General features: G+C 69.0%; 6 protein-coding genes. 4 read left to right on the top strand and 2 right to left on the bottom strand.

The genetic code is table 11. The features are described from left to right. Positions 1-14: 14 nt before the first annotated feature. A complete protein-coding gene (gene purT, locus MRS60_RS12395; RefSeq protein WP_034184823.1) occupies positions 15-1,229 on the bottom strand; it encodes a formate-dependent phosphoribosylglycinamide formyltransferase in 1,215 nt (404 codons plus the stop codon). A gap of 212 nt (positions 1,230-1,441) precedes the next feature. On the opposite strand from purT, the gene MRS60_RS12400 reads away from it, so the two are divergent. Beyond that, complete coding sequence (locus MRS60_RS12400) at positions 1,442-1,987, top strand: META domain-containing protein (RefSeq protein WP_105391001.1); 546 nt, start codon at positions 1,442-1,444, stop codon at positions 1,985-1,987. 177 nt (positions 1,988-2,164) lie between these two features. Next, complete coding sequence (locus tag MRS60_RS12405) at positions 2,165-7,102, top strand: FtsK/SpoIIIE family DNA translocase (RefSeq protein WP_243564764.1); 4,938 nt, start codon at positions 2,165-2,167, stop codon at positions 7,100-7,102. 100 nt (positions 7,103-7,202) lie between these two features. On the opposite strand, the gene MRS60_RS12410 is transcribed toward MRS60_RS12405, so the two are convergent. After that, a complete protein-coding gene (locus MRS60_RS12410; protein ID WP_217590902.1) occupies positions 7,203-8,447 on the bottom strand; it encodes a lactonase family protein in 1,245 nt (414 codons plus the stop codon). Between the two features lie 163 nt (positions 8,448-8,610). Here MRS60_RS12410 and MRS60_RS12415 point away from each other — a divergent pair, with 163 nt between their 5' ends. Both MRS60_RS12415 and MRS60_RS12420 read left to right on the top strand, forming a co-directional pair. Beyond that, complete coding sequence (locus tag MRS60_RS12415; RefSeq protein WP_175749733.1) at positions 8,611-10,440, top strand: glycoside hydrolase family 15 protein; 1,830 nt, start codon at positions 8,611-8,613, stop codon at positions 10,438-10,440. Positions 10,441-10,651: 211 nt separating this feature from the next. Then, on the top strand, positions 10,652-12,124 hold the full coding sequence (locus MRS60_RS12420; RefSeq protein ID WP_243564765.1) for a polyhydroxyalkanoate depolymerase: 1,473 nt from the start codon (positions 10,652-10,654) through the stop codon (positions 12,122-12,124). The last annotated feature ends 25 nt before the right edge of the window (positions 12,125-12,149 follow it).

Consider the following 12,149-nt stretch of genomic DNA (forward strand, 5'->3'; position numbering starts at 1 on the left):
CTCTCCTCGTTCCGTCAGCCGGCCGACACGGGCCGGACGGCCGCGGCGGCGCGCTTCGCGCGTTCGCGGGCTTCGTCGACGGTCGCGCCGGTCGCCAGCGCGACGCCCATGCGCCGCTTCGCAAAACTTTCCGGCTTGCCAAACAGGCGCAGGTCGGCGCCCGGCACCGCGAGCGCGTCGCGCACACCTTCGAACGCGATCCCGCGCTCGTCGAGCCCGCCGTAGATCACGGCCGACGCGGCCGGCGTACCGAGCGCCGGATCGACCGGCAGCCCGAGAATCGCGCGCGCGTGCAGCTCGAATTCCGACTGGCGCTGCGACGCGAGCGTGACGAGGCCCGTATCGTGCGGCCGCGGGCTCACCTCGGAGAACCACACGTCGTCGCCGCGCACGAACAGCTCGACGCCGAACAGCCCACGCCCGCCGAGCGCCTCGGTAACCTTGTGCGCGATCTCGCGCGACTTCTCGAGCGCCGCCGCGCTCATCGGCTGCGGCTGCCACGATTCGACGTAGTCGCCCGCGACCTGCACGTGGCCGACCGGTTCGCAGAAGTAGGTGCGCGTGCCGAGCGTCGCCGGGTCGATCGCGCGCACGGTCAGTTGCGTGATCTCGTATTCGAAATCGATGAAACCCTCGACGATCACGCGGCCGTGGTTCACGCGCCCGCCCGCCATCGCGTAGTCCCACGCGGGCTTCACGTCGGCTTCGGTCTTCACGACCGACTGGCCCTTGCCCGACGACGACATCACCGGCTTCACGACGCACGGCATGCCGATCTTCGCAACCGCCGCACTGAAGGCCTCGAACGATTCCGCGAACGCATACGGCGACGTCGGCAGCCCGAGTTCCTCGGCCGCGAGCCGGCGGATCCCTTCGCGGTTCATCGTGAGCTGCGTCGCGCGTGCGGTCGGGATCACCTCGGCGAGGCCGTCCGCTTCGATCGCGGCGAGCGCGTCGGTCGCGATCGCCTCGATCTCCGGCACGATCAGGTGCGGGCGCTCGGCCTCGACGATCGCCCGCAGCGCGGCGGCGTCCGTCATGTCGATCACGTGCGCGCGATGCGCGACCTGATGGCCCGGTGCGTCCGGATAGCGGTCGACCGCGATGACTTCTACGCCGAGCCGCTGCAACGCGATGATGACTTCCTTGCCGAGTTCGCCGGCGCCGAGCAGCATGACGCGCGTGGCCGAGGGCGAAAGCGGCGTACCGAGCCGCTGACCGATCTGCATGTGATTTCCCGCTTCTGGTGGAGGACGAAAACGGCTCCGATGTTAACACGCGCCACGTCGCCGGTTTGGCGGTTTCGCCACGCCGCTGCCCGGCCGTGCGCCGCGCGCGGGCAGGCTGCGAACGTTTTCACGCGTGAAGTGTCGGCTCGCCTGCCGCGGGGCGGGTGCGTTACTCTTACGCCTTGATCAGAATCCGATGAGGAACGAGGCTCATGTCCCACCTGTTCGCAGCCGCACGCGCCCGCACCGGCCTGCTTCGTCCGTTGCGCGCGCCGCTCTGCGCGTTGACGCTTGCCACGCTTCTCGCCGCCTGCGCGATGCCGACCCATCCCGACTCCGCCGCCCCCGCCCCCGACCCGTACAACCCGGCCGCCGTCCAGTTGCTCGACGACACGAGCTGGGAACTCACCAGCTGGCTGAACGCCGACGGCACGCCGCGCACGATCCCGCACGGCGACAACGGCGAGCCGATCAAGCTCGCGCTGTCGACCGATTCGGGCATCCGGCGCGCCAGCGGGTTCTCGGGCTGCAACCGCTATATGGGCACCTACGCGATCAAGAACGGCCTGCTGAGCTTCGGGCCGCTCGCCGGCACACGGATGGCCTGCCCGAATACGCTCGGCGGCCAGCTCGAACATGCGTACCTCGACGCGCTTGCCCACATCGAGAAGACCGGCGTGCAGATGCGCGAACCCAAGCAACTGCAGATCGTGACCAATGCCGGCGCAACGCTGACCTTCACGCACCGGAGCCCCTGACGCACCGCGCGCGCGAAGGCCGGCCGACCGCCTTCGCGTTGCGCGTCGCGCGCGTGTGCCGGACGCACGCGCCGCACGGCGTGAAACGAATTCACGCCATCTTAGAATCTTGTTCGCCGGCCGGTTAAACTCGGCGGGTCGCGCCACGCGCGCCCCTCCCCACTCCTGTTTCAAAGCATGCACACGGTTGTCTTCGGCTGGTTCGGCATCTCCGCCGTCTGGTTCCTCCTTCTGTTCTGGCGTCTCGTGCAGGCGATGCTGCCCGGCGGCGGCGGCCTCGCCGGCCGCGGCTCGATCCGCCTGTGGCTCGGCTTCGCCGCGGTGTTCGTCGCAAGCTGCACGCTGACGAGCGCGCTGTCGGGCCCCGACACGAACGCGCTCGGCCACGCGTTCTCCGCCGGCTTCGTCCATGTGCTCGGTCCGATCGGCACGCCGGTCGCGATGGTCGTGCTGTTCTTCGCCGGGCTGCCCTGGCTGACCGGCATCGGCTGGCGCCAGTTCGCCGCATGGGTCGACACGTCGTTCGGCGTCAAGCTGTCGCGCGAGCGCGACGACGACGATGCCCGCGGTATCGCCGACCTGCCGCGCAGCGCACTGCATCGCGACGACGACGTCGTGCAGCCGACCACCGCGCATACCGTCAACTCGATGGCGCCGCGCCAGAACGGCCGGTATTCGCGCCCGACGCTGTGGAAACCCGACCCGCAGGCGCGGCCGAAGCCGCGCAGCAAAACGCCCCCGCGTCCGCACACGGAACCCGTCGCGCCGTCGGGCTGGCTGAAGCCGACCGCGACCGGTCGCAGCATGCCGGCACCGCCCGCACCGATCCCGGCCAGCGCGATGCCGCCCCCGACGACCGGCAGCACCGCCAGCCTCGCGCGTGCGGCGGCAAACTCGCAAGTGCCGCGCCCCGATCCCGCCCCGCTTCCGGTCGGATTCGAACCCGTCCGGCCTCGGCCGACGGCTGCGCGACCGGCCACCGCTGCGCTGAAACAGGCCGCTCCGCACACCACGGTCACGCCGCGGCCGGCCAGCGCGCCGCCGCCGCGCCCGCCCGTGCGACCGGCGGCGGGAATCGGCGCGGCCGGCCTGCCGCCGGACACCGCGCGACGCCGCCCGGCACCGCCAACGCCGGCGCGCGCGCCGCTCTATGCATGGACGGAAAAACCCGCGGCGCCGATTACGCCGGCGCCGAGCGTTCACGACACGCTGCGCTCGATCGAGGCCAGCACCGCACAATGGGCCACGCTCGGCGGTTCGCAGTCGACCGATGCCGCGCACGCGGCGGCAGCCGCCGCAACCGTGGCCGGTATGGCAGCGACAGCCGGCAGCGTTGCCGCGCCGGTGTCGGCTGCCGTGTCGAACGGGTTCGTCTCCGCGACGCACGGCGTCGCGGACCATGACGCCGGCGCCACGGTCGAACACGATGCGGCGCCCGCTTACGACGACAACGCGCCGATCATGCTGGATGCGTTCATGCCGGCAGAACCCGGTATCCACGCGCCGGTTGCCGATTGGGGCACCACTGCGTTCGACGACACCGCACCGCACACGCTGTCGAATACCGGCATCGACGATGCCGCGTTTGCCCGTCACGCCGACAACCCGGTCCAGCACGCCGCCGATGCGCCCGCCGCACCGGCGTCCGGGATCGCGCCCGCGCCATCGTCCGACGCGCCGATCGACCTCGCTCCGTGGGAAGACCTCGCCAGCCAGCCGGTTTCCGCGTTCGACGGATCGGCCGGTAGCCCGATCGCTGCGTCGCCGACCGGCGCGACGGGATCGCAGCCGGCCAATGCGGCCTTTGCGCACCGGCAAGACGAGGCGGTTCACGACATCGCTGCAAACAAACCGGTTGCGTCCGTCGATACCGATGACAAGCGCGCAGCACAACCGGTGCCCGCGATCGATCGCGTTGCACCGGCCCGTGCGCCGCAGGGCGTCGCCGATGCTCACGCCGACGTCAGACCCGCCGGGGAGATCGCGCCGTTTGCGGCCCTCCCCTCTTCGTCGATCGCAGAATCGTCGGCACGCGCCAGTTCCGACGCCGTGCCGCTAGCGGCGGCGTCGGCACTGACTGCATCGCGTACCGCATCGGAAACCGTCGAGCCGAAAGCAGCCGAACGTGCCGCGCCGCTACCAGCAATCGCGCAGGGCGCCACGCCCGCGACAGATTGGACGCGGACACCATCGATTCCGCCGACCGTGCAACCTGCAACGACAGATACGGCCGTTTCCGCGGAATTGCCGCAATCGCAGACAGCTCAACCGTTTGCCGCAGCACCGACGGCTTCGGCCGCCGCTACTTCGCCGCTCGGCGGCGCCGCTCACGGTGCGACCGCGCAGGCACCTGCATCTGCATCGAGCATGGCGCCCGACACAGCTGCAGTTGCACCGGCCGGCGCAACCGGCACGGCATCCGCTTCGCTTTCGCAGCCGGCCGCATCGGCATCGACCGTTGCACCGGTCGCGTCGACTTCACCGGTCGGTGTAACCGGCACGGCATCCGCTTCGCTTTCGCAGCCGGCCGCATCGGCATCGACCGTTGCACCGGTCGCTTCGACTTCACCTGTCGGCGTAACCGGCACGGCATCCGCTTCGCTTTCGCAGTCGACCGCATCGACATCGACCGTTGCACCGGTCGCGTCGACTTCACCGGTCGGCGTAACCGGCACTGCGTCCGCTTCACTTTCGCAGCCGGCTGCCTCGGCACCGACCGTTGCACCGGTCGCTTCGACTTCACCGGTCGGTGCAACCGGCCCGGCATCCGCTCCGCTTTCACAGCCAGCCGCCTCGGCACCGGCCGTTGCATCGGTCGCATCGACGGCGCCGGTCGGCGTCACGGGCGAGACTTACGGTTCACCCGTCCGCGCATCGACCGTCGCGCCCGCCACGGCACCATCGACGGCCGGCGCGTCGGATTCGACATTCAGCTCGACCGCGCAAGCGCCTGCACCAGCGGCAACGCCTACGCCCGCTCCCGCAACACCTGTGAATTTCGCGTCCGGCTCGATCGCCGCGCAGCCTTTCGCGCCCGCATCGACTCTGTCGGCCAACACGGCAGCCTCGTCGACCGGCACGACATTCGGCGGATCCGGCTCAACCGCACCGCAGCCGGCGGCTAGCCTGCCGGTTCCGCCAGCCGCTTCCGTCGTAACGACATCGTCCTCGGGCGCAGTCACCCCGATGACCACGACCGCGGCGGCTCCGGCTCAACCGGTCGCAGCCTCGCATGTCGCCGCGGCCGGATCGCTGGCGTCCATCGCGACAACGACCGCGACGCAGCCGCTGCCGATCGCATCGGCGCCTGCGGCAACCGCAACTACGACGTTCGCTACACCGCCCGCCCCTGCCGCATCGTCGACGAGCTGGTCGGCGCCGAATGTGTCCGCGACACCGACTGCCGCATCGATCGCAGCACCGCAACCGGCAACAACCGTTCCCGGCGCGGGCCTGCCCACGCCGGTGACTGTCGCTGCTGCGTCGACGCTTCCCGTTGCCGCGCCCATCGGCGCCATCGCCACCGTGGCAACCGAACCGGCCGTGCCCGCCGCGGCCGACACAGCCGTCGCCCCCGACACCCCCGCGCGCCAGCCGCGCCCGAACGCGTTCGAATTCCACGCGCCCGCGTCGTTCAACGTCGAACTGCCGACGCTCGACCTGCTCGAGCCCGCGTCCGACGACGTCGAAATGATCACCGAGGAACACCTCGCGCAGACGGCCCAGGTGATCGAACAGCGGCTGCAGGAATTCAAGGTGCCGGTGACGGTCGTCGGCGCGTCGGCCGGCCCCGTGATCACGCGTTTCGAGATCGAGCCCGCGCTCGGCGTGCGCGGCAGCCAGATCGTCGGCCTGATGAAGGATCTGTCGCGCGGCCTCGGCCTCACGTCGATCCGCGTCGTCGAGACGATCCCCGGCAAGACCTGCATGGGCCTCGAACTGCCGAACGCGAAGCGCCAGATGATCCGCCTGTCGGAAATCCTTGCCGCGCGCGAGTACCAGCATTCGCCGTCGCAACTGACGATCGCGATGGGCAAGGACATCACCGGCCACCCGGTCGTGACCGATCTCGCGAAGGCGCCGCACATGCTCGTCGCCGGCACGACGGGCTCGGGCAAGTCGGTCGCGATCAACGCGATGATCCTGTCGCTGCTGTACAAGGCGACGCCCGAGGACGTGCGACTCATCATGATCGACCCGAAGATGCTGGAACTGTCGGTCTACGAAGGCATCCCGCACCTGCTCGCGCCGGTCGTCACCGACATGAAGCTCGCGGCGAACGCGCTGAACTGGTGCGTCGGCGAAATGGAAAAGCGCTACCGGCTGATGTCGGCCGTCGGCGTGCGCAACCTCGCGGGCTTCAACCAGAAGATCCGCGACGCGGAAGCGAAGGAAAAGAAGATCGGCAACCCGTTCTCGCTGACGCCCGAAGATCCCGAGCCGCTGTCGAAGCTGCCGCTGATCGTCGTCGTGATCGACGAGCTGGCCGACCTGATGATGGTCGCCGGCAAGAAGATCGAAGAGCTGATCGCGCGTCTCGCGCAGAAGGCGCGCGCGGCCGGCATCCACCTGATCCTCGCGACGCAGCGTCCGTCCGTCGACGTGATCACCGGCCTGATCAAGGCGAACATCCCGACGCGCGTCGCGTTCCAGGTGTCGTCGAAGATCGACTCGCGCACGATCCTCGACCAGATGGGCGCCGAATCGCTGCTCGGGATGGGCGACATGCTGTTCCTGCCGCCGGGCACCGGTTACCCGCAGCGCGTACACGGCGCGTTCGTCGCCGACGAGGAAGTGCACCGGATCGTCGAGTACCTGAAGCAGTTCGGCGAGCCGCAGTACGAGGAAGGAATTCTCGACGGCCCGGCCGCCGACGGTGCGACGCAGGACCTGTTCGGCGAAGCGCCGGACGCGGAAGCCGATCCGCTGTACGACGAAGCCGTCGCGTTCGTCGTGCGCACGCGGCGCGCGTCGATCTCGTCGGTGCAGCGGCAGTTGCGGATCGGCTACAACCGCGCCGCGCGCCTCGTCGAGCAGATGGAAGCGGCCGGGCTCGTATCGGCGATGGGCATCAACGGCAGCCGCGAGGTGCTCGTGCCGGCCGCGGCCGACTGAGCAAGGCGGCCGCCCGGCCGCGATCGGCCGGCGCGGGCGCACCGCGAAACCGGCCGCCCCGGAACACGAAGGGCGCTGCATCGGCAGCGCCCTTCGTCATTTACAGCGCCGGCACCAGCTTGAAGTCGACCGGCTTGCCGACCGCAACCTTCTGCGGATTCGCGCCGAGCTGCCCCGTTTCGGCATCGCGGCTGAACACGTAGAACGTATCGCTGTCCTGGTTGCCGACGATCAGCCACTTGCCGGTCGGATCGATCAGGAACTCGCGCGGCGTCTTGCCGAGGCTCGACTGGCGGCCGACGTGCTTGAGCCGGCCGTCGGCCTTGTTCACCGCGTAGATCACGATGTCGTTCGCGTCGCCGCGGTTGCTCGCATACAGGAAGCGGCCGTCCGGCGACAGATGAATCGCACCGCCGCCGACCTTGCCCTTGAAGCCCGGCGCCGTCATCGGCACCGTCTCGACCGGCGTCAGCTTGCCGTCGTGGTAGCCGAACACCTCGACCGACGCGTTCAGCTCGCTCGTCACGTACGCGAACCGGCCGTCGGCGCCGAACACCATGTGACGCGGGCCCGAACCGGCCTTCACCGTCGTGTAGCGCGTGTCGGTCGGGCCGATCAGCCCGCGGCTGCCGTCCACCGTGTAGCGGTAGCCGTAGATCTTGTCCGCGCCGAGATCCTGCACGAACAGGTAACGACCGTCCGGCGAAAACACCGTCGAGTGCACGTGCGCGCCGTCCTGGCGGCCCTTCACGGGCCCCGTGCCTTCATGGTGCACGGTCAGCACGGCCTGGCCGACCGCGCCGTCGTCGCGCAGCGGGAACACCGCGAAGCTGCCGCCCGGATCCGCCGCAACCGAATAGTTGGCCGTCACGAGGTACTTGCCGTCCGGCGACAGCGCGAGATAGCAAGGATCGTTCCCCTCCGACGACACGCGGTCGATGAAGGTCAGCGCGCCCGTCTTCGCGTCGAAGCGGAACGCGCTGACGCCGCCGCGCTGCGTCGCCGGCCCGTCGTCGCCGGGCAGTTCGTTGACCGCGTAGACGGTGCGACCGTCGCGGCTCGGCAACAGATAGGACGGATTCACGGTCTTCGCCGACGACACCGGCGCGACGCTGCCGGTTTTCGTATCGAAGCGGTAAACATAGATCCCGTCGCTGCCGCCACCCGTATAGGTGCCGACGAGCAGGTTGTAGACGCCGTCGGCCGGGGCGGGCGATTGCTGCGCAAATGCATGGGTCGCGGACAGTGAAAGCACGATCGCGAAACCTTTCATCCAGTGAGCGAGCCTAAGCGGGAACCCTCGTGTCGAAGCGCGTGCGTCATGCTCGCGTAAACGGTTGGGCATTGAATCCTCCTTGCATCGAGTCGCTTCAAGTGTTGAGATAGGACGAAACGCCGGCCGTTCACGCGCTCCGCCGCCCGGCCGAGTATACGGGGCGCAGCGCCGGCACGTGAAGCCCGGGCGCCGCCGTCCGCATTGTGAACTCGAAACCAAGGATCGCCTGCCCATGCCCGCCCTGATCGAAGACTACGCCCTCGTCGGCGACGGCCACACCGCCGCGCTGATCGCAAAAGACGGCTCCGTCGACTGGCTGTGCTGGCCCCGCTTCGATTCGGGCGCCTGCTTCGCGGCGCTCGTCGGCACGCCCGAGCACGGTCGCTGGCTGCTCGCGCCGGCCGACGCCGCCGCGATCACGCACACGACCCGCCGCTATCGCGGCGACACGCTGATTCTCGAAACCGATTACGAAAGCGCCGACGGCGCCGTCACCGTGATCGACTTCATGCCGCCCGGCAACGGCTGGTCCGAACTCGTGCGGATTGTCGTCGGCCGCCACGGCACGATGAAGATGCGCATGGAGCTCGTGTTGCGCTTCGACTACGGCTTCTCGGTCCCGTGGGTCACGCAACTGACCCGCGAGGACGGCATGAAGGCGATCGCCGGCCCCGACACCGTCGTGCTGCGTACGCCGGTGCCGCTCACCGGCAAGAATCTCCATACGATTGCGGAATTCACGGTGAGCGCCGACGAACGCGTGCCGTTCTCGCTCAGCTACGCGGCATCGCACATGCGGCTGCCGCCCGCGCGCGATCCGCTGTCGATGCTCGCGCGCACCGAGAACTACTGGCTCGAATGGTCGGGCCGCTGCCAGGTGCAGGGCCGCTACGCGGCCGCCGTGCGCCGTTCGCTGATCACGCTGAAGGCACTCGCGTACGAGCCGACCGGCGGCATCGTCGCGGCGCCGACCACGTCGCTGCCCGAGAAGATCGGCGGCAACCGCAACTGGGACTACCGCTACTGCTGGCTGCGCGACGCGACGATCACGCTGCTCGCGCTGATGCGCGGCGGCTACTACGACGAGGCGCGCGCATGGCGCACGTGGCTCGGCCGCGTGATGGCCGGCTCGCCCGAGCAGATCCAGATCATGTACGGGATCGCCGGCGAACGCCGGCTGCCGGAAATGGAACTCGACTGGCTGCCCGGCTATCAGGACTCGAAGCCCGTACGCATCGGCAACGGCGCCGCGAACCAGCTCCAGCTCGACGTGTTCGGCGAGGTGATGGCCGCGCTGCACCTCGCGCGCGTGGGCGGGCTGCAGGCCGACGACACGGTCTGGTCCGTGCAGTGCGCGCTGCTCGACCATCTCGAGAAGATCTGGCAGGAACCCGACGAGGGGGTCTGGGAAACGCGCGGCGGCCGCCGTCATTTCACGTTCTCGAAGGTGATGGCGTGGGTTGCGTTCGACCGCGCGATCAAGTCTGCGGAAATGTTCCGGCTGCCCGGCTCGCTCGACCGCTGGCGCACGCTGCGCGAGCGGATCCATGCCGACGTATGCGACAACGCGTGGCACAAGGACAAGCAGGCGTTCGCGCAGAGCTACGGCAGCGACGAGCTCGACGCGAGCGTGCTGCTGATGCCGCTGCTCGGCTTCCTGCCGCCGGAAGACCCGCGCATCGTCGGCACGGTCGAAGCGATCGAGCGGGAATTGCTGCACGACGGGCTCGTGATGCGCTACCGCACGACCGAATACGACGACGGCCTGCCGCCCGGCGAAGGCACGTTTCTCGCGTGCAGTTTCTGGCTGGTCGACAACTACGCGCTGCTCGGCCGGATCGACGACGCGCACCGCCTGTTCAGCCGGCTGCTCTCGCTGTCGAACGATCTCGGGCTGCTCGCGGAGGAATACGACCCGGTTGCCGGGCGGCTCGTCGGCAACTTCCCGCAGGCGTTCTCGCACGTGGCGCTCGTGCATACCGCGATGAACCTGATGCACCACGAAGACGCAATGGCGCGCGCGGCCGGCCAGCCCGCACCGGCGATGGCCACGGGGCGCTGAACGAGGCGCGGGCAGCTTTTTCAGAGAACGTCAAATCGCAAAATTTTGATGAAAAATCGCGGAAATGTTGCGTTGCAACATTCATCGTTGTCCGATATGATCGACACGATTGACCGGCCGCAGTGCAACATGGCCGGCCGCTGACCCCCACGGCACGCCGCGACGCCCCACGCCGCCCTTGCGCACCGTCCCCCACGCGGGAGTAGTCTGCATGCTTTACCAACTGCACGAATTCCAGCGGGCGATGCTGAGCCCGCTCACGGCCTGGGCCCAGGCCGCCTCCAAGTCGTTCGCCAATCCGTCCAGCCCGTTCTCGCTGATGCCGGGCGCGACGCGGATGGCCGCCGCGTACGAACTGATGTACCGGCTGGGCAAGGATTACGAGAAGCCCGAATTCAACATTCATCAGATCGTCAAGGACGGCCACAACATCCCGATCGTCGAGCAGACGATCGTCGAGAAGCCGTTCTGCCGGCTGCTGCGTTTCAAGCGCTATTCGGACGACGCCGACGCCGTCACGCAGTTGAAGGACGAGCCGGTCGTGCTGGTCTGCGCGCCGCTGTCGGGCCACCACTCGACGCTGCTGCGCGACACGGTGCGCACGCTGCTGCAGGATCACAAGGTCTACATCACCGACTGGATCGACGCGCGGATGGTGCCGGTCGAGACCGGCCCGTTCCACCTGCACGACTACGTCGCGTACATCCAGGAATTCATCCGTCACATCGGCGCGCGCAACCTGCACGTGATCTCGGTGTGCCAGCCGACGGTGCCGGTGCTCGCGGCGATCTCGCTGATGGCGAGCCGCGGCGAGGACACGCCGCTCACGATGACGATGATGGGCGGCCCGATCGACGCGCGCCGCAGCCCGACGTCGGTGAACTCGCTCGCGACGCAGCACTCGACCGCGTGGTTCGAGAACAACGTGATCCACACGGTGCCCGCGAACTATCCGGGCGAAGGCCGCCACGTATATCCGGGCTTCCTGCAGCATACGGGTTTCGTCGCGATGAACCCGGAGCGGCACGCGCAATCGCACTGGGATTTCTACCAGAGCCTGCTGCGCGGCGACGAGGACGACGCCGAGGCGCACCGCCGCTTCTACGACGAATACAACGCGGTGCTCGACATGGCCGCCGAGTATTACCTCGAGACGATCCGTGTCGTGTTCCAGGAATTCCGGCTGGCCGAAGGCACGTGGGATGTCGAAGGCGAGCGCGTGCGTCCGCAGGACATCAGGCACACCGCGCTGATGACGATCGAGGGCGAACTCGACGACATCTCGGGCAGCGGCCAGACGCACGTCGCGCACGAGCTGTGCACGGGCATCCCGCAAGACCAGCGCCGCAGCCTGACCGCCGAGAAGTGCGGTCACTACGGGATCTTCTCGGGCCGCCGCTGGCGCACGATCATCTACCCGCAGCTGCGCGACTTCATCCGCGAGCATGCGCCGGAACCGAAGCACGGCGCGACGAAGGATCGCCCCGAGGCGCCGGCAGCCACGACGCTGACGGCCGTACCGGCCATCGACACGTCGGCTGAAACGACGCGCGCCACCACGGCGAAACGCACGCGCGCGAAGGCACCGGTCGCGGCCGCCGCGCCCGCCAAGGCCGCACCGGCCGCGAAGCGCGCAAGCAGCAGCCCGCGCGCAAAAGCCGTGCGCACGCGCAAGGCCGCTTGACGCACCGCGTTCCGACGAAAAAACG

The organism is Burkholderia pyrrocinia (assembly GCF_022809715.1).
GTDB classification, from domain to species: domain Bacteria; phylum Pseudomonadota; class Gammaproteobacteria; order Burkholderiales; family Burkholderiaceae; genus Burkholderia; species Burkholderia pyrrocinia_C.

Bases quoted from the DNA above. Each gene is read 5' to 3' on its own strand.
- purT (WP_034184823.1), bottom strand. From the start codon at position 1,229: ATGCAGATCGGTCAGCGGCTCGGTACGCCGCTTTCGCCCTCGGCCACG.
- MRS60_RS12400 (WP_105391001.1), top strand. From the start codon at position 1,442: ATGTCCCACCTGTTCGCAGCCGCACGCGCCCGCACCGGCCTGCTTCGT.
- MRS60_RS12405 (WP_243564764.1), top strand. From the start codon at position 2,165: ATGCACACGGTTGTCTTCGGCTGGTTCGGCATCTCCGCCGTCTGGTTC.
- MRS60_RS12410 (WP_217590902.1), bottom strand. From the start codon at position 8,447: ATGCCCAACCGTTTACGCGAGCATGACGCACGCGCTTCGACACGAGGG.
- MRS60_RS12415 (WP_175749733.1), top strand. From the start codon at position 8,611: ATGCCCGCCCTGATCGAAGACTACGCCCTCGTCGGCGACGGCCACACC.
- MRS60_RS12420 (WP_243564765.1), top strand. From the start codon at position 10,652: ATGCTTTACCAACTGCACGAATTCCAGCGGGCGATGCTGAGCCCGCTC.